This is a genomic window from Massilia timonae CCUG 45783, assembly GCF_000315425.1.
In the GTDB taxonomy this organism is placed as follows: Bacteria; Pseudomonadota; Gammaproteobacteria; order Burkholderiales; family Burkholderiaceae_D; genus Telluria; species Telluria timonae.
The window spans coordinates 454384-478773 of the sequence record NZ_JH992923.1; the positions used below are offsets into that span (position 1 = coordinate 454384).

Annotated in this window: 16 protein-coding genes and 7 tRNA genes; 13 read left to right on the top strand and 10 right to left on the bottom strand. The window is 69.3% G+C overall.

Annotation, left to right across the window (positions count from 1 at the left end; genetic code table 11):
* The first annotated feature begins 106 nt into the window (after nt 1-106).
* The 10 genes from HMPREF9710_RS26575 to HMPREF9710_RS12150 all read left to right on the top strand — a co-directional run bounded on the left by HMPREF9710_RS26575 (nt 107) and on the right by HMPREF9710_RS12150 (nt 10217).
* Nucleotides 107-2695, top strand: a complete 2589-nt coding sequence (locus tag HMPREF9710_RS26575) for a bifunctional diguanylate cyclase/phosphodiesterase (protein ID WP_005666713.1) — start codon at nt 107-109, stop codon at nt 2693-2695.
* Entirely contained in the window at nt 2685-4058 is a 1374-nt protein-coding gene (locus tag HMPREF9710_RS12110; protein ID WP_005666716.1) for an aminotransferase class I/II-fold pyridoxal phosphate-dependent enzyme, read from the top strand. The genes HMPREF9710_RS26575 and HMPREF9710_RS12110 overlap by 11 nt, the downstream gene beginning before the upstream one ends.
* Nucleotides 4051-7692, top strand: a complete 3642-nt coding sequence (locus HMPREF9710_RS12115) for an AMP-binding protein (protein WP_005666718.1) — start codon at nt 4051-4053, stop codon at nt 7690-7692. Before HMPREF9710_RS12110 ends, HMPREF9710_RS12115 begins: the two co-directional genes overlap by 8 nt.
* 63 nt (nt 7693-7755) lie before the next feature.
* The gene (gene gltX, locus HMPREF9710_RS12120) at nt 7756-9147 is read left to right on the top strand and encodes a glutamate--tRNA ligase (protein ID WP_005666720.1); all 1392 of its coding nucleotides are present in this window, start codon (nt 7756-7758) and stop codon (nt 9145-9147) included.
* Between the two features lie 234 nt (nt 9148-9381).
* Nucleotides 9382-9457 (top strand) — tRNA-Ala (locus HMPREF9710_RS12125).
* Nucleotides 9458-9513: 56 nt separating this feature from the next.
* Nucleotides 9514-9589, top strand: a tRNA-Glu gene (locus tag HMPREF9710_RS12130).
* 87 nt (nt 9590-9676) lie between these two features.
* Nucleotides 9677-9752, top strand: a tRNA-Ala gene (locus HMPREF9710_RS12135).
* Between the two features lie 40 nt (nt 9753-9792).
* Nucleotides 9793-9868: transfer RNA gene (locus HMPREF9710_RS12140), tRNA-Glu, on the top strand.
* Between the two features lie 76 nt (nt 9869-9944).
* Nucleotides 9945-10020: transfer RNA gene (locus HMPREF9710_RS12145), tRNA-Glu, on the top strand.
* Nucleotides 10021-10141: 121 nt separating this feature from the next.
* A tRNA-Glu gene (locus tag HMPREF9710_RS12150) sits at nt 10142-10217 on the top strand.
* A gap of 122 nt (nt 10218-10339) precedes the next feature.
* On the opposite strand, the gene HMPREF9710_RS12155 is transcribed toward HMPREF9710_RS12150, so the two are convergent.
* The 3 genes from HMPREF9710_RS12155 to HMPREF9710_RS27875 all read right to left on the bottom strand — a co-directional run bounded on the left by HMPREF9710_RS12155 (nt 10340) and on the right by HMPREF9710_RS27875 (nt 13533).
* Nucleotides 10340-12232 (bottom strand): S8 family serine peptidase, encoded by a 1893-nt coding sequence (locus HMPREF9710_RS12155; protein ID WP_005666722.1) that lies wholly within the window; start codon nt 12230-12232, stop codon nt 10340-10342.
* 24 nt (nt 12233-12256) lie between these two features.
* Complete coding sequence (locus tag HMPREF9710_RS12160) at nt 12257-12511, bottom strand: hypothetical protein (RefSeq protein ID WP_005666724.1); 255 nt, start codon at nt 12509-12511, stop codon at nt 12257-12259.
* A 110-nt stretch (nt 12512-12621) separates the two neighbouring features.
* Nucleotides 12622-13533 (bottom strand): hypothetical protein, encoded by a 912-nt coding sequence (locus HMPREF9710_RS27875; RefSeq protein ID WP_005666725.1) that lies wholly within the window; start codon nt 13531-13533, stop codon nt 12622-12624.
* A gap of 362 nt (nt 13534-13895) precedes the next feature.
* On the opposite strand from HMPREF9710_RS27875, the gene earP reads away from it, so the two are divergent.
* Nucleotides 13896-15071 carry an elongation factor P maturation arginine rhamnosyltransferase EarP gene (gene earP / locus HMPREF9710_RS12170; protein WP_005666726.1) on the top strand — a complete coding sequence of 392 codons (1176 nt, stop codon included), beginning with the start codon at nt 13896-13898 and terminating at the stop codon, nt 15069-15071.
* Between the two features lie 107 nt (nt 15072-15178).
* Nucleotides 15179-15754 (top strand): elongation factor P, encoded by a 576-nt coding sequence (locus tag HMPREF9710_RS12175; protein ID WP_005666727.1) that lies wholly within the window; start codon nt 15179-15181, stop codon nt 15752-15754.
* Between the two features lie 85 nt (nt 15755-15839).
* Here HMPREF9710_RS12175 and ilvD read toward each other — a convergent pair whose 3' ends face one another.
* A complete protein-coding gene (gene ilvD, locus HMPREF9710_RS12180; RefSeq protein ID WP_005666729.1) occupies nt 15840-17702 on the bottom strand; it encodes a dihydroxy-acid dehydratase in 1863 nt (620 codons plus the stop codon).
* 172 nt (nt 17703-17874) lie between these two features.
* On the opposite strand from ilvD, the gene HMPREF9710_RS12185 reads away from it, so the two are divergent.
* Nucleotides 17875-19473, top strand: coding sequence for an amidase (locus tag HMPREF9710_RS12185; RefSeq protein WP_005666731.1), 1599 nt, complete (start codon nt 17875-17877; stop codon nt 19471-19473).
* Nucleotides 19474-19476: 3 nt separating this feature from the next.
* Here the strand turns inward: HMPREF9710_RS12185 and HMPREF9710_RS12190 are convergent, their stop codons facing one another.
* The 6 genes from HMPREF9710_RS12190 to HMPREF9710_RS12215 form a co-directional block, all read right to left on the bottom strand.
* On the bottom strand, nt 19477-19968 hold the full coding sequence (locus tag HMPREF9710_RS12190; protein ID WP_005666733.1) for a TssQ family T6SS-associated lipoprotein: 492 nt from the start codon (nt 19966-19968) through the stop codon (nt 19477-19479).
* On the bottom strand, nt 19965-21203 hold the full coding sequence (locus HMPREF9710_RS12195; protein ID WP_005666734.1) for a serine/threonine-protein kinase: 1239 nt from the start codon (nt 21201-21203) through the stop codon (nt 19965-19967). The genes HMPREF9710_RS12190 and HMPREF9710_RS12195 overlap by 4 nt, the downstream gene beginning before the upstream one ends.
* Before the next feature lie 133 nt (nt 21204-21336).
* Nucleotides 21337-22746 carry an ATP-dependent RNA helicase DbpA gene (dbpA, locus tag HMPREF9710_RS12200; RefSeq protein ID WP_005666736.1) on the bottom strand — a complete coding sequence of 470 codons (1410 nt, stop codon included), beginning with the start codon at nt 22744-22746 and terminating at the stop codon, nt 21337-21339.
* Nucleotides 22747-22774: 28 nt separating this feature from the next.
* Nucleotides 22775-23032 carry a hypothetical protein gene (locus HMPREF9710_RS12205; protein ID WP_005666738.1) on the bottom strand — a complete coding sequence of 86 codons (258 nt, stop codon included), beginning with the start codon at nt 23030-23032 and terminating at the stop codon, nt 22775-22777.
* Between the two features lie 72 nt (nt 23033-23104).
* Nucleotides 23105-23181, bottom strand: a tRNA-Met gene (locus HMPREF9710_RS12210).
* Between the two features lie 68 nt (nt 23182-23249).
* Nucleotides 23250-24389 carry a methyltransferase gene (locus HMPREF9710_RS12215; RefSeq protein WP_005666740.1) on the bottom strand — a complete coding sequence of 380 codons (1140 nt, stop codon included), beginning with the start codon at nt 24387-24389 and terminating at the stop codon, nt 23250-23252.
* Between the last annotated feature and the right edge of the window lies 1 nt (nt 24390).

The following is a 24390-nucleotide window of genomic DNA, read 5'->3' on the forward strand; positions in this document are numbered from 1 at the left end:
TCCTGCTAACTATCTGTTTGAAAATAAAGTCGTTAGGAAATTCCCTACCTACACTCTGACCTTGAGCGACCACCGCACGGGTGTGCAAACGGGTATTGGGAATCACATGGACGACGACAGCACACAGCGGTGGAGCGGGCGCTACCTGGGCGTCGCGCACCGCTTCATCCCCGCCGCGCTGCAGCAGGACGCGGCCCAGGCGGCACGCGCCGGCAACGTGGTGAATGCGGCGGTAATGGCCGGCACCGCCGGGCCGCTGTACGCGCTCGCCTACTGGCTGCTGGGCCTGGAGACGGCCGCGGTCGAGATCCTGCTGTGCTGCGCGGTGATGCTGTCGGCGCCGCCGGTGTTGCGCCTGACCGGCAGCGCGGTGGCGGCGCGCGAAGTGTTCCTGTGCGCGCTGTTCTTCAATTTCAGCTGGCTCAGCTGGCACCTGGGCGGCATCGTCTCGCCCACCGTCAGCTGGCTGATCACGGGGCCGGTGGTGGCCATGTTCCTGGGTGGGAAGCGGTGCGCCGGTTTCTGGCTGGCCATGAGTTGCGCCAGCGCCACCCTGATCTACCTGCTGGAGGCCAACGGCCTGGCCCAGCCGCTGACGCCGCGGACCGACATGCCGCTGCTGCACCTGGTGTGCGACCTCGGCCTGTACGTCGTGGTGCTGGTGTTCGTGCTGCTGTTCGAGCTGACCAAGAACGACGGCTTTTCGCGCCTGCGCCAGGCCCTGGCCACGATCAACGAGCTGGCGATCCGCGATGAGCTGACCGGCATCCATAACCGCCGCTTCCTGCTCGACCTCGTGGAAAAGGAAAAGGAGCGCGCCGACCGCAATGGCAGCGAGTTCTGCCTGTGCCTGTTCGACATCGATTTCTTCAAGCGCATCAACGACACCTATGGCCACGCGGCCGGCGACGCCGTGCTGCGCGACTTCGCCCGCACGGTGCAGGAGCAGCTGCGCGCGCTCGACGCCTTCGGGCGCTATGGCGGAGAAGAGTTCCTGCTGATGCTGCCCGAGACGCCGGCCGCGAGCGCGATCGCGCTGGCCGAACGGGTGCGCGGCGCGGTCGAAGGCCTGCGCTGCCTTGACGCGGAGCGCACCATCACGCTGACGGTGTCGGCCGGCGTGGCCGAGTACCGGCTGGGCGAGAAGGTGGCGCAAACCATCGTGCGCGCCGACCAGGCCCTGTACCTGGCCAAGTCGGGCGGCCGCAACCGGGTGCTGTGCCATGGCGAGGATGGGCCGGCCGAAGTGGCGAAAAGCCTGGGCGCGCCGGTCACCGACGCCCGTGCGCCGCTGGACGGCGCCGACGGCTTCCAGCGCGACCAGCTGACGGGCCTCCTGAACCGGCGCCTGCTGCGCGACCGCCTGCGCCATGCGATGGACCGCGCGCGCCGCAACGGCCGCCTGGTGGCGCTGCTGCTGCTGAACATCAACCGCTTCAAGGAAGTCAACGACGCGCTCGGCTACGAGGCCGGCGACATCCTGCTGCACCAGGCCGGCGGCGCGATCCGGCGCTGCCTGCGCGACTGCGACACGGTGGCGCGCTGGGGCGGCGACGAATTCGTGGCGCTGCTGGAAGACCTGGGCAGCCAGGCCGACGCCCAGCTGGTGGCCGACAAGATCCTCGACCGCTTCACGGCGCCGCTGACGGTCGCGGGACGCGATTGCTACGTGACGCTGGCGGTCGGGATCGCCCTCTATCCGGCGCCGGACTGCGACGTCGACGCGCTGCTCAAGCGCGCCGACATCGCGATGCGCAGCGCCAAGGGCTGGGGCCAGAACATCGTGCGCTTCTATGCGGGCAGCGCCGGCGCCGCCGCCGGCGCGCTGGCGCCGCCGCAGAGCGAGCGCCTGGCGCTGAAGAACGGCTTGCGCGACGCCCTGGCCCAGGGCCAGCTGTTCATCGAATACCAGCCGCAGGTCGAGCTGCGCGAGCGGCGCGTGATCGGGGTCGAGGCGCTGGTGCGCTGGCAGCATCCGGTGTACGGCCGGATCGACCCGGGCCGCTTCATCCCGCTGGCCGAGGAGACCGGGATGATCGTCCCGATCGGCGAGTGGGTGCTGCGCTGCGCCTGCCTGCAGAACCGCGCCTGGCACGCCGCCGGCCTGCCGGAGATAAAAACCGCGGTCAACCTGTCGGCGCGCCAGCTGCGCGAGCCGGGCCTGGCCGGGCGCATGCTGGCCATCCTGGCCGAGACCGGAATGCCGCCCGCCTGCCTCGATCTCGAGATCACCGAAGGTATCCTGATCGAGGACCTGGCGGCCAACTGCGCCGTGGTGAGCCAGTTGCGGCGCGCCGGCGTGCTGGTCTCGATCGACGATTTCGGCACCGGCTATTCGAGCCTGAACTACCTGTGCGAGCTGCCGGTGGACATCCTCAAGATGGATGGCCTGTTCGTGCGCCGCCTGGGCGCCGCCAGCGGCCGCGCGCGCGCCTACGCCGTCGCCGACAGCATCGTGGCGATGGCGCACCGCCTTGGCCTTTCCGTGATCGCCGAGTCGGTCGAGACGACGGAGCAGCTGGGCGACCTGTGCGCGATGGGCGTCGACGCCGCCCAGGGTTACCTGTTCGACCGACCGCTGGCGCCCGGGCTGGTGGCGGCGCTGCTGGGGCGCCAGCAGCGCGAGTGCGCCGACGGCACGCTCGCGCCAACCCGCATTCTTGAATCCGTAGCTGGAGGACGCCGTGCAGAATGAATCGATTCCCTTCGACCCGGTGCGCGACCCGGCGGCCCTCGGCGCTTCCGGCGCCCTGGACGGCAACGTCGCCCAGTACGCCCAGCCGCGCGGGCGTGACCTGCTGCGCCGCGGCGGCGCGCTCGACGCCTGGGTGCAGCTGCGCGCCCGCCACGGCGTCTGGCCCTACGGCAGGGTGCTGATCGGCGCGCCCGGTCCGCTGGCGAGCGTGGCCGACGATGGCGCCTCGCCCGCGCGCGGCATCAATTTCGCGTCCCAGGACTACCTGTCGCTGGCCGCCCATCCGGCGGTGCACGAGGCGGCGCGGCGCGCGCTGCACGACGCCGGGCCGCACAGCGCCGGCTCGGCCGTCTTGCTGGGCAATACCCGCCATTCGCAGGCGCTGGAAAGCGCGCTCGGCGAGCTGCTGGGCCTGGACCAGCTGGTGCTGTTCCCGACCGGCTGGGCGGCGGCCTTCGGCGTGATCACGGCCCTGGTGCACTCGTTCGACCACGTGGTGATCGACGCCCTGGCCCACGCCTCGCTGCGCCAGGGCGCGGCCTGCGCCACCCGCAACGTGCTGGTGCACCGCCACCTCGACTGCGACCACGTGCGCGAGCTGCTGGCGCGGATCCGCGCGCTGGACGCGGTCAATGGCATCCTGGTGGTGACCGAGGGCCTGTTCAGCATGGACGCGGACAGCCCCGACCTGCCATTGCTGCAGCACCTGTGCCGCGAATACGGCGCGACCCTGCTGGTCGACGTGGCGCACGACCTGGGCGCGCTGGGCCCGGGCGGCGGCGGGGTGGTGGCCAGCCAGCGCATGCAGGGACGGATCGACATCGTGATGGGCAGCTTTTCCAAGACCTTCGCCACCAACGGCGGCTTCGTCGCCTGCGCCAGCCAGGGGGCGCGGCGCCAGTTGCAGCTGTACGCCGGGCCGCACATGTTCTCGAACGCGCTGTCGCCGATGCAGGCGGCGGTGGCGTTGGAAAGCCTGCGCATCGTCGCCTCGAGCGAGGGCGACGGGCTGCGCGCGGACCTGTTGCGCAACGCGGTCGAGCTGCGCGCGCTGCTGGCCTGTTCCGGCCTGCATTGCCTGGGCGAGCCGTCGCCGATCGTGCCGGTGTGGACCGGCCTGGAAAGCGCGGCGCGCGTGGCCGGCATGCTGCTGGCGCGCGATTCGGTGTTCGTCAACCCGGTCGAGTTTCCCGGCGTGCCGCTCGGCGCGGCGCGGCTGCGGCTGCAGCTGATGGCCCAGCACACGCCGGCCCAGCTGCGCCGCGGCGCCAGCCTGGTCGCCAATGCCTGCGGCCGCGCCGGCGCCGGCGCCTTCGTCGGCAAGTCGCCGCGCGAGGCCTACCAGGAGCGCTATCGTGGCTGAGAGCGAGCCGCTGCAGGCGGCTTTCGTCCTGCGCCAGCTGGAACGCCATGCGCGCAGCGCGCCCGACCACGTCGCCTTCACCTTCCTGCGCGAGGACGGGCGCGAGGAATCCCTCAGCAATGGCGAGCTGGCCGCGCGCGTCGAGGCGCTGGCCGGGGTGCTGGCGCGCGAGGCCGCGCCGGGCGAACGGGCGTTGCTGCTGTATCCGCCCGGCCTGGCCTTCGTGACCGCGTTCTTCGCCTGCCTGCGCGCCGGCCTGGTGGCGGTGCCGGCCCCGCTGCCGCGCCGCAACGGCGGCGAGCGGCATCTGCGCGCGTTGCTGGTCGACGCCGATCCGGCGCTGGCGCTGGCCCTGCGCGAGGCCGCGCCCGGGCTGGCCTTCGTGATGGATGGCGGGCGTACGCGCCTGCTGTGCACCGATACGCTGCAAGGAGCGCCGACGCAGTTGCCCCTGGCTGGGCCCGATGCGCTGGCCTTCATCCAGTACACCTCCGGCTCCACCATGGCGCCGCGCGGCGTCGAGGTGGGACATGCCAGCCTGGCGGCCAACGTCGCCATGATCCGCGCCGCTTTCGGCTTCGACGCCGACAGCGTCATGGTGAGCTGGTTGCCGCCGTTCCACGACATGGGCCTGGTGGGCAGCATCGTCACGCCGGTCAGCGTGGGCTTTCGCTCGGTCCTGATGGCGCCCGCGACCTTCCTGCGCCAGCCGCAGCGCTGGCTGGAGGCGATCCATGCCTACCGCGCCACCTGCGCCGGCGCGCCCGATTTCGCCTGGGACCTGTGCGCGCGCCGCGCCACGCAGGAAGACAAGGCCCGGCTCGACCTGTCCTGCCTGACGGTGGCCTACAACGGCGCCGAGCCGGTGCGCGCGGCCACCGTGCGCCGCCTGTTCGCGGCCTTCGCCGAGTGCGGCTTGCGGCCCGGCGCGATTTTCCCCTGCTACGGCCTGGCCGAGCACACCCTGCTGGCGGCGGGCGGTCCGCGCGGGCAGGCGCCGCGCACCTTCGCCCTCAGCCAGTCGCGGCTCGAGGCGGGCCAGGTGCGCGAGGCCGACCGCAGCGACCCCGATGCGCGCGAACTGGTGAGCTGCGGCCCGCCGGCGCCGGGCGTGGACCTGCTGGCGGTCGATCCGGACAGCTGCCGTCCGGCGGGCCCTGGCCGGGTCGGCGAGATCTGGCTGGCCGGACCCGCGGTGGCGCGCGGCTACCGCAACGCGCCTTTCGTGGCGCAGGCCGCTTTCGAGGCCAGGCTGGCGGACGGCGCCGGACCCTGGCTGCGCACCGGCGACCTGGGCTTTGTGCGCGACGGCGAGCTGTACATCACCGGGCGCCTGAAGGACCTGGTGATCGTCAATGGCCGCAATATCTATCCGCAGGACGTCGAGATGCTGGTGGAAGAGGTGGCCGGTTTCCTGGAGCCGAACCGCTGCGCGGTGTTCGGCGTCGACGACGGCGGCCAGGAACGGCTGGCGATCGTGCTCGAAGCCGACCGCCGCCTGGTGCGCATCGCCCGGCGCGGGCGCGGCGACGCCGCCAGCCTGGCCCAGCTCGACGCGCTGGTCGGACGCATCCGCAGCGCGGTGGCCAGCCGCTTCGGCACCACGGTCGAACTGCTGGCGCTGGTGCGGCCCGGATCCTTCCCGCGCACCAGCAGCGGCAAGGTGCAGCGCGCGCTGTGTCGCGCGCTGGCCGCGCGCGAGGAACTGGACGTGGTGTACGCGGCGCGGTATCCGGAGCGCGAACTGCATCCGCGCCGTCGCAGCAGCGACGGGCGCGACCCGAGCGCCGCCGAGCAGAGCCGGCGCACGGCGGGCGAGATGCGCGACTGGCTGCGGCGCTGGGCGCCGCGCCGGCTCGACTCGCGCCTGATGGATGAGCGCCGCACGATGCCGCCGCACGTCCTGCTCGACCTGGGCAATCACGGCTTTCTCGGCATGCAGGCGCCGCTCGCCCTGGGCGGCAAGGCGCTGGCGACCGGCGACCTGCTGCGCCTGATGGAGCAGCTGGCCGCGATCGACCTGACCCTGGCGACGGCGGTCGGGGTGCACAACGGCCTGGGGCTGCGGCCGGTGCTGCGCTTCGCGCCCGAGCGCCTGCGCGCGGCGGTGGCGCCGCACCTGGCCGGCGGGCGCCAGCTGGCCGCGTTCGCGCTGACCGAGCCGGCGGCGGGCGCCAATCCGCTGGCGATGCGCACCCGCGCCCAGCGCTGCCCAGGGGGCTGGCGCCTGAATGGCGACAAGCACCTGATCGGCCTGGCCAACTGGGCCGGCTGGATCACGGTGGTGGCGCGCGCGCTGGACGAGCAGGGGATGGCGCTGGGAACGGTCGCGCTGCTGCTGCCGGACGACGCGCCGGGCCTGCGCCAGGACGCCGAGGCGCTGACCATGGGCATGCGCGCCATGGTCCAGAACGCGCTGCGCTTCGACGACGTGTTCGTGCCCGACACCCACGTGCTGGGCCAGCCAGGCGCCGGCATGGAGGTGGCGCGCGACGCGATGGCCTTCGCCCGGCTCGGCATCGGCGCGCTGTGCGTGGGCGGCATGAAGCGCTGCGCCCAGCTGATGCTGCGCTACGCCAGCCGGCGCGAGGTGGCGGGCGGGCGCCTGCTCGAGCATCCGGTGACCCTGGCGCGGCTGGACGGCCTGACAAGCGCGATCGACGCGCTCGAGGCGCTGGTGCGCGCGCTCGGCGCCTACGACGATCGGGGCGGCGCTCATGGGGCCCAGGGCGCCCGCGGCGGCCTGCCGCAGGAAGCCTGCATGGCCTGCAAGTGCGTGGCCTCGGAGCTGCTGTGGGAGGCGGCCGACATGCTGATGCAGCTGCTGGGCGGGCGCGGCTACCTGGAGCCGAGCCTGGCGCCGCTCCTGATGCGCGACGCGCGCGTGATGCGCATCCTGGAAGGGCCGACCGAGGCGCTGTACGTGCACCTGGGCGCCGGCGCGCTGGACGGCGGCTGCCTGGCGTTCGCCGCCGACGTGCTGGACGGGGCGGACGTGGCGCAGCAGGCGCGCGCGGCGCTGCTGGAGGCCGGCGCGACCTGCCCGGGCTATGCGGCCGGCGAACTGTGCGCCTGGACCCTGCTGGTGGCAGCCTGCGGCGACGGCCCGGCGGCCCCCTGGGCGCGGCGCCGCTGGTCGGCGTTGCGGGCGCAGCTCAAGCATGGCGCGCCGGCGGCGCCGGCGACCCTGGCGGCGCGCATCGACGCCTATGCCGACGCGATCGGCACGCCGGACCAGGAGGCGGCGGGGGAGGGCCGTGAGCGCGATCCGCTGCTGGAACCCGGCTGGGCGCCCGGCGCCGGGGAGGCGGCCACGCGCGCGTCCGTTCCCGCGCCGGCGAAAATGGAGGCGCCGGCGCCGGCCGGCCTGGAGGACACCCGGGCGCTGGTGCGGCGCTGCCTGCTGTACGGGCTGGATGGCGGCGTCGAGACGCTGGGCGACGACCAGCCCTTCGCCGAGGTGGGACTGGATTCGCTGTCGGCGATGCCGGTGGCCCTGGAGCTCGAGCGCCAGACCGGGATGACGATCAATGCCGAGCTGTTGTATGAATACCAGACGGTGGCGCAGCTGGCCGCCTATCTCGACGCCAGGCGGGCGGCGGGGACGGCGCAGGAAGGGGCGGCGGGCGGCTGACCGATGCAGCCGCGCGCAGGGCGACGGGGTAAAATACGCTCTTTTACCTGATTGCTTTCTGCCATGACCGTTCGCACCCGATTCGCTCCCAGCCCGACCGGCTACCTCCACCTGGGCGGCGCGCGCACCGCGCTGTATTCCTGGGCCTATGCCCGCCACTTCGGCGGCACCTTCATCCTGCGCATCGAGGACACCGACCTCGAACGGTCGACGCCGGAAGCGGTGCAGGCGATCCTGGACGGCATGAAGTGGCTGGGCCTGGAGCACGACGAAGGCCCGTTCTACCAGATGCAGCGCATGGACCGCTATCGCGAGGTGGTCAAGGGCATGCTGGACGCCGGCACCGCCTATCTGTGCTACTGCTCGCCGGAAGAAGTCGAGGCGATGCGCGAGCGCATGCGCGCGGCCGGCGAAAAGCCGCGCTACGACGGCACCTGGCGTCCGGAGCCGGGCAAGACCCTGCCCGCCGTGCCTGAAGGCGTCAAGCCGGTGGTGCGCTTCAAGAACCCGCTCGACGGCGAAGTGACCTGGACGGACGTGGTCAAAGGGCCGATCACGATCGGCAACAAGGAGCTGGACGACCTGGTCATCGCGCGTCCGGACGGCACGCCGACCTATAACTTCTGCGTCGCGGTCGACGACTGGGACATGAAGATCACCCACGTGCTGCGCGGCGACGACCACGTCAACAACACCCCGCGCCAGATCAACATCCTGCGCGCGCTCGGCGCCGAGCTGCCGCAGTACGGCCACCTGCCGATGATCCTGGGCGCCGACGGCCAGAAGCTGTCCAAGCGCCACGGCGCGGTGAGCGTGATGGAATATCCGGAGCAGGGCTATCTGCCGGAAGCAATGCTGAACTACCTGGCGCGCCTGGGCTGGAGCCACGGCGACGACGAGATCTTCTCGATGCAGCAGTTCACCGAGTGGTTCAACCTGGAACACCTGACCGCATCGGCGGCCCAGTTCAACCCCGAAAAGCTGGGCTGGCTGAACAACCACTATATCAAGCAGACCGATAACGAGCGCCTGGCGCAGCTGGCGCTGCCGAAGCTGGAGCGCGACGGCGCGCGCTTCGATGGCGCCCCGGCGCTGCCGACCGTGCTGGGCCTGATGAAGGAGCGCGTCAACACGATCAACGAGCTGGCCGATGCGGCGATGTTGTTCTACCGCGATCCGCAGCCGGATCCTGAATTGCTGGCCCTGCACCTGACCGACGCCGTGCGCGCCGCGCTGGGCACTTTTGCAGAGCGCTCTGCCACCGTGGACTGGAACAAGGCGGCGCTGGCGGCCATGCTCAAGGAAGTGCTGGCCGCCCACAGCCTCAAGATGCCGCAACTGGCCATGCCGCTGCGCCTGCTGTTGACGGGCCAGCTGCAGACGCCGGCGATCGATGCGGTGCTGGAACTGTTCGGGCGTGACGTCGTGCTGGCGCGCGTGCAGAAGGGCTTGTAATACATCGCGTGTCCGGGACGCACTGTAGGGTGGACGGGTTCCCCGTCCACGCGGTGATGGTTGGCAGCGAGATCATCCGGCGCGATAGCGGCGCCGATAGCGATCACCGCGTCGGCGGAAAGACCCGCCGACCCACCGCAAGAAAAGACCTTGAATGGCGCCGAACACAAACGCTAAAAACGGACTTTGCGAAATGCAAGGTCGTCCTATATAATGCTCGCACTTCAGCGCTGCGGGGGTATAGCTCAGCTGGGAGAGCGCTTGCATGGCATGCAAGAGGTCAGCGGTTCGATCCCGCTTACCTCCACCAACTCTGAAGTGGCAGTAAGGTAGTAGAGCAGTAAAAGCAGTAAGCGGTTGTTCCCGGTCCCTATCGTCTAGAGGCCTAGGACATCACCCTTTCACGGTGAGTACCGGGGTTCGAATCCCCGTGGGGACGCCAGGCAACTGGCAAGAATGACCGGACGAAGGCAGCGCAAGCGGCACTAGTCGAAGCAGTAACAGTGTAGTAAAATGTTGTTTTCTCGTAGGGGGTATAGCTCAGCTGGGAGAGCGCTTGCATGGCATGCAAGAGGTCAGCGGTTCGATCCCGCTTACCTCCACCACGATGGAAAACAGCAGTTCGCAGTATCGGAAGTTACTAGGGTCCCTATCGTCTAGAGGCCTAGGACATCACCCTTTCACGGTGAGTACCGGGGTTCGAATCCCCGTGGGGACGCCAAGAATTTGGCAGTGCGCCGCGCCAGCGGCGGCGCGCGGTAAAGGTAGTCGGTAGTTTAAGTTTTGTGCAGTTTTAGGTCCCCATCGTCTAGAGGCCTAGGACATCACCCTTTCACGGTGAGTACCGGGGTTCGAATCCCCGTGGGGACGCCAGCTTAAAACCGGAGTAGACCAACGCGCATGCGCGGAGAGGTGCTCCGGTTTTTCTATTGTGCCGGCAGAAGTGCGCCCGCATGGGCGGCGTGGTAGTAGAGTAGCAGCAATACAGTTTTAGGTCCCCATCGTCTAGAGGCCTAGGACATCACCCTTTCACGGTGAGTACCGGGGTTCGAATCCCCGTGGGGACGCCAATACAGAAAGCCGGAGCCGGCCGCGACAGCGGGGCTCCGGTTTTTCTTTTGTGGCCTGCGTGCGGTGATGTGGATGCCGTCCCGGGGCCGCCTTCCCGACGGCCCTCAGCGTCTGGGCGGCGTCACCACCCCGCCAGCCGCACTGCTCCGAATGGATATTGCATCGCTCCCGCCTGGCCCGCGGCGCCGAGGCCGGGCGCTCCCAGCCCCAGGCGTGCGCCATCGCCTGGCGGCGCCCCGAACATCCCGGCGGGAATGCCGAAGCCGGCGGCCGCACTCTGCCACGCCATGCCCGGTTGCGCCACAGGCAGGCCCAGCGCCACCAGCGCGTCCGGCAAGCCATAACCTATCCTGGTCGGGTCGCTGAGGGTCACGGGGCGCGCGCTCATCCGCAAGACCTGGAACAGGCGCTCGACCCGTTCTGGCGAGCGCGGCAGCGACATCGACTGGAACTCGGGACGGTGCGCCAGCACCAGGGCGGCAAGGCCGGTGACGTGGGGCGCCGCCATCGAGGTGCCGTCCCAGGCCGCGAAGTTATTGGGGGGAACCGACGACACCACGGCCACGCCTGGCGCGCAGACGTCGACCTGCGGCCCGAAGCAGCTGAACTTGGCCGTAAAGTAACCCTGCATATCGCTGTCCGGGCCGATGGTTTCGGCATGGTAGCTATCGGGCGGGAATTCGCCGATCTTGCCGATCGCCGCCACCGCCAGCACATGCGGCGACGACGCCGGGTACTGGACGGCCGCGGCCGAGTTGCCGGCTGCGGCGATGCAGGCGACGCCGGCCTGCTTGGCGCGCACGATTTGCCGCTCCAGCGCTTCGGACGGCGATCCGCCGCCCAGGCTCATGTTGACGACGTCGATCCCCTGTTCGATGCAGTACTCGAGTGCGTCGATCAACTGGCTGACCTGGCCGCCGGGGAACAGCTTGCAGACGTGGATCTCGGCCTCGGGCGCGAAGCCGCGTATGCCCCAGGCCGGATCGGCGGCGGCGATCACCCCGGCGCAGTGCGAGCCGTGCCCGAGCGTATCGACGTTCCAGGTGGAGCGGTCGACATTCTTGTTGACGACGTCGAAGCCGGCATGGATCTGGTTGAGGTTGCCATGCGTGGTGGCGGCGCCGGAGTCGATGACGGCGATCTTGATGCCGCGGCCGCGGAACTGCTGGGGCACCTGGTCGAGACGCATGGCGCGGGCGCCCCAGCCCATGGCGCTCTGCTGCGGCAAGCCCCTCAGCGCCGCCCAATCGGCCAGCGGGCGCAGCATGACGACGTTCGGTTCGTCCAGGCTCAGGTCGGGGTCGCGCTGGTAGAGGCTCCAGTAATCGGTGCGCGGCTTGACGTACAGGCCGCTGATCGTGTGCGCGTCTTCGCCATACAGGCGCAGATGGGCCACCCCGTCGGGGCCGGTTACCGCGGAGCTCGGCAGTGCTCCGCCGAACAGCGAGACTTCGACATCGGGCAGCGGGGCGCCGTCCTTGCCGACCACGGCGAGCAGCAGCTCGGCCTGCGGTCCCTGGTAGGGCGTCAGCGAACTGACGAGGTCGGGGCGGCGCAGCATGGGGTCGAGCAGTTCCAGGTGCTGGTCGCGCTCGACCAGCAGCTGGCCCTGGCCGCGCTGGAGCAGTTCGCCCGCCTTCTGGTCGGTCATGCGCGCCACCACCACGCCGTCGGCCGGTTCGCCCATGGCGGCCGGGCCGAAGCCGGCCGGCGCCATGCCGCCGCGGGTGGTGATGGTGTCGACCACGTCGATGTCGGGCAGGGCATGCAGGGCCTGCTGGACGGCCGACAGGCCCAGCGGCGCGACCCAGCTGCTGGCGCCGAAGGCGCCGGTGAGCGCCGCGCGTGGCGCGACCAGGTATTTTTTCTTGCGCTCGGCGACCGGTCGGCCGCGTGCGATGGCCGTGGCGCCATTGATGGCGCCCGCCGTGGTGCGTTTGGCTCCTGCGCCGTCAGGAGTCGGGTTGGGCGTCTCCTGGGCTTCGCCGGCGGAGCCTTTCGTATGTTTTGGCATGGGATGTCCTTTGCCCGGGGCCGCTCAGTCGGAGAGCGAGAGCGGCTGGTCCGGTTCGATCGTTAACTGGTGGAGAGTCTGTTGCCGCAGCCGTTCGGCGGTCGGCGCGTCGGTCTCGACGACGGCCGTGTGCGGCGGCCCGGAAGAGGGGCCGATAATGTCGACCAATTGCACGCCTGGTTCGGCGCCAAGGGTCGCGAGAAACGTCGCGAGCGCGTTGTCATCGTTGGCGGCGCGCACAATGTAGCGGCCGAGCGTAGGAGGCAGGGATGCCGGCATGGAGAGGCTCCTGAATGCCGGTCTGCCGCTGGCGCATGCCCGCGGCAGACCGGCGCACATCGTTAGGCAATAAGCGTTATGCGTTGCGCATCAAGCGTTCGGCGCCGGGTTCAGTGCACGGTTTGCTGGCCGCCGTAAGGCATCTGCTGGCCGCCATACGGCATTTGCTGGCCACCGAACTGCTGCCCCAGCGGTTGCTGGCCGAACTGCTGCTGGCCGAACTGTTGCTGGCTGTAGGGATCGACCCCGAGCGGCACGTAGCGGCCCAGCTGGCTGGCGACGTTGCCGATCGCGGCGCCCAGGCCCTGGTTGCCGAGCTGCTCGCCGATGAAGCCGCCGACCGGACGCGCGTATTGGGTGATGGCATTGCTGAGCCAGCCTTGCGGGGCGATCTGGCCACCTTGCTGGCCGCCTTGCTGGGCGACTTGCTGTTGCAGCACCGCTTGCTGCTGCTGGACTTGCTGCAGCGTTTGCTGCAGTTGCTGTTGCAGCACTTGCAGCTGCTGCAGCTGGACCAGTGGCGACGACGCTTGCTGGCCTTGTTGCTGGCCTTGGGCGTCAGCCCCGAACGGCACATAGCGCCCGAAGCTGGAGCCTTCGCTGATGATGTTCCCCAGGGTGCGGTTGCCGGTCAGGTTGCCGATGAGGGAGCCGGCCGGCTTGCCGATCGTGCTGATCAGGTTGCCGAAGAAGCCGCCTTGCGGGGTCAACTGGCCTTGCTGCTGTTGCATCTGCTGCATCTGCTGCAATTGCTGGAGCTGCTGCAGTTCTTGCAGTTGTTGCGGGTCCAGTTGCGCGCCGAGGCCGCCCGACGGATCGGCCGACAACGGCGAAAAGCGACCCAGGAAGCCGCCGGCCGTCTCGCCGATGCGGCCGCCCAGGCCGGAATTGTTGAACAGGCCGCCGATGCCGCGGCCGATCAGGCCGCCCAGTGGCGCGCCGAACATGCTGCCCAGCGATTGCGGTGCAAACTGCTGTGGTCCGAATTGTTGTGGGTAGCCTGCTTGTTGATACTCGTTCATGGTAACTCCTCCAGGTAGTCGGCCGTATCGCGGCGGGCAGAAAGCGGGTTGGCGCTCGCCACGGTCGGCCGTGTTCACATTGTTCGCGCCACCGCAATACCGATGGAGCGAGGCGAAGGGCAGGAAAGGCTGCCATCGAGGCCGCCTTCCCTGCAGGTAGGCGTTCGACCGGGCGTCGATAGCGAAGTTTTTGCCTCCTGGAGATCGAGGCGCACTTCGGTTTTGGTCATTGCGATAACGCAGACGCGCGCCAGAAACACCCCAGTTTCTTCGCGGATTGCACTGTGCTCATGGATATTTCGTCGGATGGCGTTAGAATGGCGGCCCCTGCCACCGCGGCCTGACGGGCACACTGTTTACCCATGTTCCAGAATTCTTCCGCGCCGTCGCTGGCCATCTTTTGCAAGGTCGTCGACAATTACGGCGACATCGGCATCTGCTGGCGCCTGGCGCGCCAGTTGCGCCACGAGCACGGGGTGGCGGTCACGCTGTGGGTGGACGACCTGGCGAGCTTTCGCCGCATCTGTCCGCAAGTCGATCCGGGCGCCGCGGCGCAGGCGGTGCAGGGCGTCGCCGTACGCCACTGGCGCGGCCAGGACGGCCTGTATGGCGTCGGCGACATCCCCGACGTCGTGATCGAGTTCTTCGGCTGCGAGCTGCCGCCGGCCTGGGTCGAGGCGATGGCGGCGCGCACGCCGCGTCCGGTATGGATCAACTACGAAGGCTTGACGGCCGAGGAGTGGGTCGAGGGCTGCCACCGGCTGCCGTCGATGCATCCACGGCTGAAGCTGACCAAGCACTTCTACTTCCCCGGCTTTAACGAGCGCACCGGCGGCCTGCTGTGCGAGGCCGGCCTCGACGCGCGCCGCCGCGCCTTCCAGCGCGATCCGGCCCAGGCCGCCGCCTTCCTGGCGCGCTTCGGGGTGGGAGCAGGGGAGGCGGCCCGGCGCAAGGTGTCGCTGTTCTGCTATCCCGAGGCGCCGGTGGACGGCATGTTCGGGGCCTGGCGCGAGGCGGCGCAGCCGACGCTGTGCCTGGTGCCGGAAGGCGTGGCGCGGGCTCAGGTCGAGGCTTTCCTCGGCGGCGCGGCGGTGGCCGGCGCGGGCGCCACCCGCGGCGCCCTGACGGTGAAAGTGCTGCCCTTCGTGCCGCAGGACGACTACGACCTGCTGCTGTGGTCCTGCGACCTGAACTTCGTGCGCGGCGAGGATTCCTGGGTGCGCGCCCAGTGGGCGGGGCGCCCCTTCGTCTGGCACATCTACCCGCAGGACGAGCAGCTGCACCACAAGAAGCTGCGCGCCTTCTTGCAGGCCTATGCGCCGGCGCTGCCGGCGCTGGACGCTTTCATGCTCGGCTGGAACGGGGCGCGCGAGGTCGTCGACTGGCGGGGCGCCTGGGCCGCGCTGGAAGCCGAGCTGCCGCGTATCGCGCAGCAGGCCGAAGCCTGGCGCGACCAGGTCACCGCCCATGGCGATTTGGCGACGAAGCTGCTCGATTTCGTGCGCGAGCTGGGGCAGGCACCTGAAAACCGAGTATAATGCCCGGTTAGTTTCTAACGGATTCCGACGATCAAACGCAGGTTCCGAGGCGCTCAGTCACCAGCCCGCGATGATTTAATGCAACTATCTTTTTACGTAAAATACCTATGAAACCCGCAAAAGAAATTCGTGTTGGTAACATCATCATGGTTGATGAGAAGCCATTCATCGTGCTGCGTTCCGACGTCAACGGCTCGAGCCGCACCGGCTTCACCTACAAGTGGAAGATGAAGAATCTTCTGACCAACGCTCCGCTGGAAAACGTGTTCCGCGGCGACGACAAGTTCGACGTGGTCGTGCTGGACAAGAAGCCGGTCACCTACTCGTACTTCGCCGACCCGCTGTACGTCTTCATGGACGAAGAGTACAACCAGTACGAAATCGAAGAAGAGAACCTGGGCGACGCGCTGCACTACCTGAAAGACGGTATGGAATGCGAAGCCGTGTTCTACGACGGCAAGGCCATCTCGGTCGAACTGCCGACCATCATCGCACGCCAGATCGTGTACTCGGAGCCAGCCGTCAAGGGCAACACCTCGGGCAACGTCCTGAAGGAAGCCAAGTTGGAGAACGCGATCGAAGCCCACCAGCACACCATCATGGTGCCGCTGTTCGTGAGCCAGGACGACACGATCGAAATCGACACCCGTACCAACGAGTACAAGAAAGTCGTGCGTAACTAAGCACCGGCTGGTCAAGAAAAAACGCTGCCTCGGCAGCGTTTTTTTTCGTCCATGCGGGCCAGCGACGCGCGCTGGCCTGCCGCCCTCAACGCCGCAGCTGCGACAGGTCGCGCACCGCGCCGCGGTCGGCCGAGGTCGTCAGCGCCGCATACGCCTGCAGCGCCTGCGACACGTAGCGCTCGCGGTCGACCGGTTGCCACGCATCCTGGCCGCGCGCCTCCATCGCCGCGCGCCGGTGCGCCAGCTCTTCGGCCGTCACGCGCAGGTCGATCGTGCGCGCCGGGATGTCGATGTCGATCAGGTCGCCTTCTTCCACCAGCCCGATGGCGCCGCCTTCCGCCGCTTCCGGCGAGGCGTGGCCGATCACCAGGCCCGACGAGCCGCCCGAGAAGCGTCCGTCGGTGAACAGCGCGCAGGCCTTGCCCAGGCCCTTCGACTTGATGTACGAGGTCGGGTACAGCATCTCCTGCATGCCCGGTCCGCCTTTCGGGCCTTCGTAGCGGATGATGACCACGTCGCCCGCATGCACCGTGTCGCCCAGGATCGCTTCCACCGCCGCGTCCTGGCTCTCGAACACGCGCGCCTTGCCCGAGAACTTCAGGATGCTTTCGTCCACGCCGGCGGTTTTGACGATGCAGCCCTTCTCCGCGATGTTGCCGTACAGGACCGCCAGGCCGCCGTCCTGCGAGTAGGCGTGCGCGCGGTCGCGGATGCAGCCGCTGGTGCGGTCGAGGTCGTTCTGTTCGTAGCGCTCCGATTGCGAGAACGCCACCTGGGTCGGCACGCCGCCCGGCGCCGCGCGGAACCAGCGGTGCACGTCGGGATCGTCGCTGCGCTTGATGTCGTATTTCTCGATCGCGGCGCCGATGCTGGGGCTGTGCACGGTCGGCAGCGAGGTGTCGAGCAGGCCCGCGCGCGCCAGTTCGCCCAGGATCGCGGTGATGCCGCCGGCGCGATGGACGTCCTCGATGTGGAATTTATCGGTCATCGGCGCGACCTTGCACAGGCAGGGCACCTGGCGCGAGATGCGGTCGATGTCGGCCATCGTGAACTCGACTTGCGCCTCGTGCGCGGCGGCCAGCAGGTGCAGCACGGTATTGGTCGAGCCGCCCATCGAGACGTCGAGCGCCATCGCGTTCTCGAACGCGGCCTTGGTGGCGATCGAGCGCGGCAGCACCGAATAATCGTCGCCCTCGTAATGGCGTTTCGCCAGTTCCACGATCAGGCGCCCGGCGCGCAGGAACAGCTCCTTGCGGTCGGCATGGGTGGCGACGATGGTGCCGTTGCCCGGCAAGGACAGCCCGAGCGCCTCGGTGAGGCAGTTCATCGAGTTGGCGGTGAACATGCCGGAACACGAGCCGCAGGTCGGGCAGGCCGAACGTTCCACTTCCGCCACCTCGGCGTCGGACACGCTGGCGTCGCCGGCCTTGATCATGGCGTCGATCAGGTCGAGCTTGATCACCTTGCGGTCGTTGTTGACGACCTTGACCACCTTGCCGGCTTCCATCGGGCCGCCCGAGACGAACACGGTCGGGATGTTCAGGCGCATCGCCGCCATCAGCATTCCGGGCGTGATCTTGTCGCAGTTCGAGATGCACACCATGGCGTCGGCGCAGTGGGCATTGACCATGTACTCGACCGAGTCGGCGATCAGGTCGCGCGAGGGCAGCGAGTACAGCATGCCGCCATGGCCCATGGCGATGCCGTCGTCGACCGCGATGGTGTTGAATTCCTTGGCCACGCCGCCGGCCGCTTCGATCTCGCGCGCGACCAGCTGGCCCAGGTCTTTCAGGTGCACATGGCCGGGCACGAACTGGGTGAAGGAATTGACGACGGCGATGATCGGCTTCTCGAAGTCGCCGTCCTTCATGCCGGTGGCGCGCCACAGGGCGCGGGCTCCGGCCATATTGCGGCCCTGGGTGGTGGTGCGAGAACGGTAAGTCGGCATGGGGTGCTCCTGCGATGCAAAAAACAATGATGGCATCAGGGTGAAGGGTGGAGCTGGATTTGTCCAATATATGATCGTCTAGGCTGTAAGTGGTTCTGCGTATCACACAACCCTGCGAACCCGGCCATCATGCTGCTATGCTATTGCTTTGTTATACATGGAGTGGCGGGGCATGGAGCGCAGGGATTTTGTACGACTGGGTTTGGCGGCCGCGGCGGCGGGAACATCTGGCGTGACACTGGCGGCGCCCGCGCACAAGCCGCCCGCGTCGAAATTCGCACCCGATCCGATGCTCGAAGCCGGCGTGCAGCGCCAGCAGCAGGCCATGCGCGCCGGCAAGCTGACGGCGCACGGCCTCGCCACGCGTTACCTGGCCCGCATCGAGGCCGTCGACCGCGCCGGCCCGCGCCTGCGTTCGGTGATCGAGCTGAACCCCGATGCCCTCGCCATCGCCCGCGAGCGCGACCGAGAGCGCAAGGCCGGCAAGCTGCGCGGCCCGCTGCACGGCATCCCGGTGCTCCTGAAGGACAATATCGCCACCGGCGACAAGATGTGCACCACCGCCGGATCGCTGGCGCTGGACGGCGTGCGCGCCGCGCGCGACGCCCACCTGGTCGCGCGGCTGCGCACTGCCGGGGCCGTCATCCTCGGCAAGACCAATCTGTCGGAATGGGCGAACATGCGCTCGGTGCGCTCGACCAGCGGCTGGAGCGCGCGCGGCGGCCAGACCCGCAACCCGTATGCGCTCGACCGCAACACCAGCGGTTCCAGTTCCGGCTCGGCGGCGGCGATGGCGGCCAGCCTGGCCACGCTGGCGGTGGGCACCGAGACCGACGGCTCGATCGTCTCGCCCAGTTCCAGCTGCGGCATCGTCGGCATCAAGCCGACGCTGGGCCTGGTCAGCCGCGCCGGCATCATCCCGATCGCGCACTCGCAGGACACGGCCGGCCCGATGACGCGCAGCGTGGCCGACGCCGCCTTCCTGCTGGGCGCGCTGGCCGGTCCCGATCCGCAAGACGGCGTCACCGCCAAGGCGCCGCGCGTCAACTATGCGAGCTTCCTGCGCAAGGACGGCCTGCGCGGCAAGCGCCTGGGCGTGGCGCGCGACTTCTTCGGCGCCAACGACGGCGTGAACGCGCTGATCGAGAAAGAGCTGAGCCTGCTGCGCGAGCAGGGCGCGATCCTGGAAGACGTCACGATCCCCAACAGCGACAAGTACGGCGAGACCGAGCTGACGGTGCTGCTGCACGAATTCCGGCCCGACCTCGAGGCCTGGCTGGCGGCCTATGCGCCGCACGCGCCGGTCAAGACCATGGCCGACATCATCGAGTTCAACCTGCGCAACGCCAGGCGCGAGATGCCGCACTTCGGCCAGGAACACCTGATCGCGGCCCAGTCGAAGGGCGGCCTGGAGGCGCGCGACTACGTGAAGGCGCTGGCCAACAACCGGCGCTATGCGCGCGACAAGGGACTGGAGCAGGTGCTGCGCGACCGCAAGCTCGACGCCCTGGTGGCGCCGACCGGCGGACCGGCCTGGCTCACCGACTACATCAACGGCGACCATTACGGCGCCAGCTTTTCGTCGCCGGCGGCGGTGGCCGGCTATCCGCACGTCACGGTGCCGGCCGGCCTGCTGCACGGGCTGCCGGTCGGCCTGTCCTTCGTCGGCAAGGCCTGGAGCGAGCCGGCGCTGATCGCCATGGCCTATGCCTACGAACAGGCCGGCCGGCGCCGTCGCGCGCCGACCTATGCAGCGCACATCAGGGTATGACGCCTAGCGCTTGGCCGCCTGCTGCGCCTGCGCGAACACGGGGCCCCATTGCGGGTGCCCATGCTCGCCGGGACCGAGATCGAAGGAAGGGTCGAGCTTGAAGGCGCGGTCGAACGTCTGGCGGCACAGCGCCTGGCGGCCCGTCACGCAATAGCTGAAGGCGGTGTATTTGAGGGCGGTCAGCCGCTCGCGCTGGCCGGCGCCGTTCATGTCGCCGCCGTTCAGGCGCCGGATCGCGCCGTCGTAGTCGCCCTTGTCATACAGGGCGATGCCTTCGCGCAGCGCGACGTCGTCGCGCCTGGACGCCGGCGTGGCGGGCCGGTTCGCCTGCTGCGCGCGCTGGGCGCGCGGCTTGCCCCCGTCGGCGCGGGGATGCGGCCGTGCTTTCTCCTGGCCGCCGAACATGGGGCCGAGCTGGGCGCAGCCCGCCAACGTGGCTGCGGTCAGCGCCAGCGCGGCCAGCGCGGCGGTCCGGCTCATGGTGACGATGCTCACTGTGCTCTCTCCTCGGTGAAATCAAGTTCGATCGTGCCCGCCTGGCCTTCCACCGAGTGCACGGTGACGGTGTGTTCCGGGAAGCTCGGGTTGACGATGCGGATCGTATGCTCGCCCGGCGGCAGCGTGATGCGCCTGAGCGGCGGGCTGGCGCCGCGCTCGACGCCGTCGACGACGATCGTGCCCCAGGGCTTGACCGCCAGGGTATACGTGGTGCCGGCGACCGCCGCCTCGGGCGGCGTGCCCTTGGGCGCCAGCTGGACCGCGGTGGGCGGCACCGCCGCGTCGGGCGCGGGCGGCGGGGCGAGCGGCGCGCCGGACGCCGTTTCGTCGATCACCGGGCCTTCCAGCCGGGCCTCGGGCGCCTGGGGCAGCGTCACCAGCGGCGCCTCGGAAGCGTTGTAGGGGGCTTCGAGGGCGGGCGGCACGGTCAGGGCCAGCGCATCGCTGGAATCGGCCTGGCGCAGCAGCGCGAACAGGGCGAGCAGGGCCCCGACGACGACCAGCGCGACGATGCCGATGAGCAGCCAGCGCCGCGGGCGTTGGGTGGCGGCAGGGGACGCGGCCGGATCGGGCGCGGAGCGCGTCCGGGGCACATGGACGGGCGCAGGAGGTGGCGCAGGAGGTGGCACGAAAGAGGGCGCGGGCGCGATGGTTTGCTCCACGACGGGCTCCACGGCAGGCGCTGCCGGCGGCGCCGGCGCGGCCTCGTCTTCACCGGGCGGCAGCGGCGCGGCGTCGTCGAACGGTGGTGGCGGTGGTGGCGCGAGCACCACGATGCCCAGCAGTTCGCGCATCTGTTCGATGGTGCGCGGCCGCGCGGCCGGGTCGGGCGCCAGGCAGCGGTCGATGGCCTCGATGAAGGACTCGCTGTACTCGCCGAGCGGGCGGCCGCGCAGCGGCGTGGTCGGCGCGAGGTCGAGCGTGACGGCGTAGTGGACCACGGCCGCCAGGTCGTGCACGTCGCGCGCCTCGATCTCGGGCAGCGCGTCGGGATCCGGTTCTTCGTCCGAGCTGGGCAACAGCATGGGATCGCCCGAATCGAGGATGAGCAGGGTGTCGGGCGTGATCACGCGGTGCGGCATGCGCATGCCGTATTGCACCTCGAGCGATTGCAGCACCTGGCGCACGATACGGCGGCACCAGGCTTCGCTGACCATCTCGTGGTTGTGCTCGACGATTTCGCGGACGGTACGGCCGTCGAGCTGCTGTGTTGCGGTGTCGGGACTCATCATGGCATCGTGGCGGACGCGGGAACGGCGTCCGGTGAATGTTTATTTGTTGCAAATGATGCCAGATTTGCGCCGGGAATGGCGCTGCCCCGCTCAACCGTGCGCGCCAGTTACAAATGCAGGGCGGGGCGGCGCTTCAGACTTCCACGAAGCGCATCTTGAACCAGCGCCCCTTGATGGCGCCGAAGCCGGGGCCGGGCGCGGCGCCTTCGCCCAGGCGTGCGACCGCGGCCGCCGCCACGCTGCGTTCCAGTGCCACATAGCTGCTGAACTCGCCGATGCTGATCTTGCCGACCTGTTCGCGCGTCAGGCCGGCGTCGCCCGTGAGAGCGCCCAGCAGGTCGCCCGGGCGCAGCTTGGCCTTCTTGCCGCCGGCCACGCACAGGGTGACCATCGGCGCCGGCGCGGCCGGTTCCTGGTGTTCGCCCAGGGCGTCGAGGCTTTCCCAGATCGCTTCCTGGTGTTGATACTCCTCGATCAGGCGCACCCATTTCTTTTCGTTCGGCGCCACCAGCGTGTGCGCCATGCCGCTCGCGCCGGCGCGGCCGGTGCGGCCGACCCGGTGCACGTGGACCTCGGGGTCGCGCGAGACGTCGACGTTGATCACGGTGTCGAGGTCGGCGATGTCGAGGCCGCGCGCGGCGACGTCGGTGGCCACCAGCACCGAGCAGCTGCGGTTACTGAACAGCACCAGGATCTCGTCGCGTTCCTGCTGTTCCAGTTCGCCGTACAGCGCCAGCGCCGAGAAGCCCTGGGCCTGCAGGCTGTCGGCCAGTTCGCGGCAGCGCGCCTTGGTATTGCAGAAGGCGAGGGCCGACACCGGACGCTGCGCCTTAAGCAGGCGGCCGACCGCTTCCTCGCGGCCTTCGAAGCCGATTTCGTAGAAGCGCTGGTCGATCGCCTCCAGGCTGTGCTGGCCCTCGACCTTCACTTCGAGCGGATCGCGCAGAAAACCGGCGGTGGCGAAGCGGATGTCGTCCGGGTAGGTGGCCGAGAACAGCAGGGTCTGGCGATGGACCGGCGTGGCCGAGACGATGCCCGCGATCTCGTCGTAGAAACCCATGTCGGTCATGCGGTCGGCTTCGTCGAGCACCAGGGTCTGCACCTTCGATAGGTCGAGCGTGGCGCGGCCGAGGTGGTCGCGGATGCGGCCCGGGGTGCCGACCACGATGTGGGCGCCATGCTCGAGCGAGGCGATCTGCGGACGCATCGACACGCCGCCGGTCAGGGTCAGGATCTTGACGTTGCCGACGCCGCGCGCCAGCCGCCGCAATTCGCCCGCGACCTGGTCGGCCAGTTCGCGCGTCGGGCACAGCACCAGGCCCTGCACCGCGAACCAGGCCGGATTGAGCTTGTTCAGGATGCCGATGCCGAAGGCCGCGGTCTTGCCGCTGCCGGTCTTGGCCTGGGCGATCAGGTCGCGTCCCGCCAGCACCGACGGCAGGGTCTCGGCCTGCACTTGCGTCATGTGGTGGTAGCCGAGCGTGGCCAGGTTGGCGAGGAAACGCGGTTCGAGGGACAGCGAGGTGAACGAGTCGGATTGCATGGCTAAGCCTCCAGCCGGCAGGGCCGGGCTATTCGGGATCGGGCGCCCAGACCGGCAGGCCGGTCAGGTCGAGTTTGTCGTCGCGCTTCCAGACGGGCAGGCCGGTGGTGTCGGTTTCTTCGAGCAGGTGAAGCTGCTCTTGCTTGAGCGCGATGCGGCGCGGACGAGGACCGGTGCGTTTGGGCGTCGATTGTTGCTCGGGATTGGAGCCAGCCAGCGGAACGAGCGGCGCGGCCGGCTCGAAGCCCGGCAGGTCGAACGTTGCGTTGTCTTTCTTGTCTCTCATCCTCTGCCCTCTGCATTTTTCTGCCGCAGAAAACAAAAGCCCGGCTCGTTGAGTCGGGCTTCGTATTGAATTTGGTTGCGGGGACAGGATTTGAACCTGTGACCTTCGGGTTATGAGCCCGACGAGCTGCCAGACTGCTCCACCCCGCGTCTGAGAACGATAGTATAGCGCCTTCAACCGGTATTTGCAATGCGGGTCTGCCAAACGGCCCCGCAGCTCAGCCGGCGCTGCGCAGGCGCCACAGCGACGTGACTTCCTTCGATCGCGCCGCATGCAGCGGATCATCCGGATCGTTCGCACGCGCGTGCACCGGGCGCGTATCGTGGCGCGCGGCGACTTCCAGCCCCGCGTCCGCGATCCAGCCCAGCAGTTGCTCGCGGCTGCGCAGGCCCAGGTGTTCGGCGAAATCCGACATGATCAGCCAGCCTTCGCCGCCGGGTTCCAGGTGCGCGTTCAGTCCGCCCAGGAAGCCGCGCAGCATGCGGCTGTCGGGATCGTAGATCGCGTATTCGATCGCCGAACTCGGCTTGCCGGGCAGCCAGGGCGGATTGCAGACCACCAGCGGCGCGCGGCCTTGCGGGAACAGGTCGGCCTGGACCACCTCGACCTGCGTGGCCAGGCCGAGGCGCGAGACGTTCTCGCGCGCGCAGCCGAGGGCGCGCGCGTCCATGTCGGTGGCGACCACCCGCAGGCCGCGCCGCGCCAGCACGGCGGACAGCACGCCGGTGCCGGCGCCGATGTCGAACGCCGTTTTCGCGCCAGGGGGCAGCGGCGCCTGCGCCACCAGCTCGACGTATTCGCCGCGCACCGGCGAAAACACGCCATACCAGGGGTGGATGCGGTCGTCGAGCGCGGGAATCATGACGCCCTTGCGGCGCCACTCGTGGGCGCCGATCACGCCCAGCAGCTCGCGCAGCGAAGCCATATAGGGTTCGTCGGCCGGGCCATAGGCTTCCAGGCAGGCCAGGCGCGCATCCGGCGCGCGCCGGAGCGGGATGCCGTGGTCGGCCTCGAACGGGATCAATAGCATCGCCAATGTGCGCGCGCGCTGGAGCTGGCTCAGGCGGTGGCGGTGGAAGGCTTCCGTCGGCGTGGCCGGCGCCCTGGGCTTGGCGCGGCGGCCGCGTTCGCCCTTGTGCTCGATGCGGCGCACCAGCGCCTGCAGCAGCTGGCGCGCATTCTGGAAGTCGCCGCGCCAGAGCAGGGCAGTGCCGTCCAGCGCGAGGCGGTAGGCGGCGTCGGCGCTCATGGTGTCGTCGGCCAGCACCACCTTCCTGGGCGCCGGCCAGCCGCTCTCGGAGCGCCACAGCGCCGAGCGCGTCTCGCCGCTTTCCTCCCATTCGATGCGCGTCGTCATA

Excerpts from the sequence above, each read along its gene's own strand:
- HMPREF9710_RS26575 (WP_005666713.1), top strand. The coding sequence starts at position 107 with ATGGACGACGACAGCACACAGCGGTGGAGCGGGCGCTACCTGGGCGTC.
- gltX (WP_005666720.1), top strand. The coding sequence starts at position 7,756 with ATGACCGTTCGCACCCGATTCGCTCCCAGCCCGACCGGCTACCTCCAC.
- HMPREF9710_RS12155 (WP_005666722.1), bottom strand. The coding sequence starts at position 12,232 with ATGCCAAAACATACGAAAGGCTCCGCCGGCGAAGCCCAGGAGACGCCC.
- HMPREF9710_RS12160 (WP_005666724.1), bottom strand. The coding sequence starts at position 12,511 with ATGCCGGCATCCCTGCCTCCTACGCTCGGCCGCTACATTGTGCGCGCC.
- HMPREF9710_RS27875 (WP_005666725.1), bottom strand. The coding sequence starts at position 13,533 with ATGAACGAGTATCAACAAGCAGGCTACCCACAACAATTCGGACCACAG.
- earP (WP_005666726.1), top strand. The coding sequence starts at position 13,896 with ATGTTCCAGAATTCTTCCGCGCCGTCGCTGGCCATCTTTTGCAAGGTC.
- HMPREF9710_RS12175 (WP_005666727.1), top strand. The coding sequence starts at position 15,179 with ATGAAACCCGCAAAAGAAATTCGTGTTGGTAACATCATCATGGTTGAT.
- ilvD (WP_005666729.1), bottom strand. The coding sequence starts at position 17,702 with ATGCCGACTTACCGTTCTCGCACCACCACCCAGGGCCGCAATATGGCC.
- HMPREF9710_RS12185 (WP_005666731.1), top strand. The coding sequence starts at position 17,875 with ATGGAGCGCAGGGATTTTGTACGACTGGGTTTGGCGGCCGCGGCGGCG.
- HMPREF9710_RS12195 (WP_005666734.1), bottom strand. The coding sequence starts at position 21,203 with ATGATGAGTCCCGACACCGCAACACAGCAGCTCGACGGCCGTACCGTC.
- dbpA (WP_005666736.1), bottom strand. The coding sequence starts at position 22,746 with ATGCAATCCGACTCGTTCACCTCGCTGTCCCTCGAACCGCGTTTCCTC.
- HMPREF9710_RS12205 (WP_005666738.1), bottom strand. The coding sequence starts at position 23,032 with ATGAGAGACAAGAAAGACAACGCAACGTTCGACCTGCCGGGCTTCGAG.
- HMPREF9710_RS12215 (WP_005666740.1), bottom strand. The coding sequence starts at position 24,389 with ATGACGACGCGCATCGAATGGGAGGAAAGCGGCGAGACGCGCTCGGCG.